The organism is Candidatus Eisenbacteria bacterium, from assembly GCA_035577985.1.
Classification (GTDB): Bacteria; Desulfobacterota; Binatia; order DP-6; family DP-6; genus DATJZY01.
This window is the reverse complement of record DATJZY010000027.1, coordinates 1-2,139: the sequence shown is the minus strand read 5'-3', so window position 1 is coordinate 2,139 and position 2,139 is coordinate 1. Positions and strand designations below refer to the sequence as shown.

Here is a 2,139-nt window from a genome sequence, read left to right as displayed (position 1 = left end):
GGCGAGGCGGCCGCGAGCTTCACTCCCTACGTCGCCGACGAAATCGCGGAGCTGCGCGCCCGGCCGCTCGTCGACGTCGAAGCCGCGCGCCGCGCGCTGCTCCCGGACTCAGCCCGCCCGTAGCGCGCGAGGCGAAGCGGGTCAGACACTCAAAGGAGGTTCCCGTGTCTGGCCGTTTGACTGCGCTTCTCGTGTTGATCGCGGGCCTCGGCGTGCTCTCGGCCTTAAAGCCGCACCTCCGCAGCGGGGCGGCGGCCAGGTCTTCTCGGACGTCGTGATTCTCGCCTCCCTGGCCTGCTGCGTCTGGAGTCGCCCGGCTTCCACGTAGCTCGCCGAAGTCAGTGGATGGCAGCAGTCTACACACTACTGTGTACATCGGGTTGTCGCAGCCTTGGGGCGCAGCGCGCAATGGCAGATGCCGAGACGACGCCGCGATGCGGGGCGCAGCGGGCGGGGAGGCGGGCGATCTCCATGTCATCTCCCAGTGCGAATCATGCCAAGCTAGGGGAGCCTCTGAACGGGAACACAAGCTACGATAGGCGGCCGACGCTCCGGCCCCATTTACTGCCTGCCGCAGGTGGCGAAGACGGCTCTACATCGATGGTAATGGGCTCGACCGAGTTTACGATGCTCCGTGACCGCTATCGGGCGCTCCTGTCCGTTGCCGAATCGATCACTTCGTGCCGGGAGCCGGAAGAGCTCTTCGACCGGCTGGCGGGTGAGCTGCAGCTCATCGTCCCCTTCGACTTCGTCGGCCTCATGCTCTACGACGCGGAGCGCGATGCCGTGCAGCCGGCGGTCTTGGAGACCGGGAGGACGCCGCTCGTGCCGCGACCCGAGGTCGTGGCAGCAGACTCGCCGACTCGCTTCGTGATCCTCTCCCAGCAGCCGCTCATCGTCCCGGACGTCGCGGCCGAGACCCGATGGCCCGAGGCGATCACGGCCATCCGGCAGCAAGGCACGAAGAGCTTCTGCGTCCTACCACTCACAACGGTGCGAAAGCGACTCGGCTCGCTCGCATTCGGGCGTCGCGAGCAAGCGACCTACACGGAAGCCGAGGTCGACTTCATGGGCGACGTCGCGAAGCTCGTCGCGGTTGCAGTCGAGAACGCCACGGCGTTCCGCGAGATCGCGCAGCTCAGGGACAAGCTCGCCGTAGAGCGCCTGTACCTCGAGAGTGAGATCAGGACCGAGCACCCGTTCGAGGAGATCGTCGGAGACAGCCAGGCGCTGCGCGGCGCGCTCCAACAGGTAGAGATCGTCGCAGCGACCGACTCGACCGTGCTCCTGCTCGGCGAAACCGGCACTGGCAAGGAGCTGCTCGCGCGCGCCATCCACGACCGCAGCACCCGTCGCGAGCGCACGTTCGTGAAGATCAACTGCGCCGCGATTCCGTCGGGCCTTCTCGAGAGCGAACTGTTCGGGCACGAGAAGGGCGCGTTCACCGGTGCCATCTCGCAGAGGATCGGCCGCTTCGAGGTCGCGGATCGCGGCACGCTGTTTCTCGATGAAGTCGGCGAGATCCCGCTCGAGCTGCAGCCCAAGCTGCTGCGCGTCCTGCAGGAGAAGGAGTTCGAGCGCATCGGCAGTGCGAAGACGATCAAAGTCGATGTGCGCCTGATCGCAGCCACCAATCGGGATCTCCATCGGATGGTGGAGGAGCACCGCTTTCGGGACGACCTCTACTACCGCTTGAACGTCTTTCCGATCCACGTACCGGCGCTGCGCGAGCGCTCGGAGGACATCCCCGCGCTCGTCCGGTACTTCGTGCAGCGGCTGGGGCGCTCTATGAATCGGAATGTGGAGGTCATCTCCGCCGAGACGCTCGAAGCGCTGCGCCGATACCCGTGGCCGGGCAACGTTCGCGAGCTCGCCAACCTGGTCGAGCGCGCGCTGATCCTCTCACGCGGCCGGACCCTCGAAGTACCGCTCGACGAGCTCCAGCCCCGACTTACTACGGCGGCCGCCCCCGTGGAGACCGCTGCGACGCTGCAGGGAGTCGAACGCGCGCACATCCTGCGCGCGCTGGAAGAGGCGAACTGGGTGCTCGGCGGGCCCAGGGGCGCCGCAACGCGTCTGGGGATGAAGCGCACGACGCTGCAGTACCGTATGCAGCGACTCGGGATCACCCGCGATCGT

1 protein-coding gene is annotated in these 2,139 nt (G+C 66.9%); it reads left to right on the top strand.

The genetic code is table 11. The features are described 5' to 3' along the window. Nucleotides 1-627 precede the first annotated feature (627 nt). Nucleotides 628-2,139 (top strand): sigma 54-interacting transcriptional regulator (locus VMS22_04210; GenBank protein HXJ33222.1); only part of this gene is annotated, 1,512 nt, incomplete at its 3' end.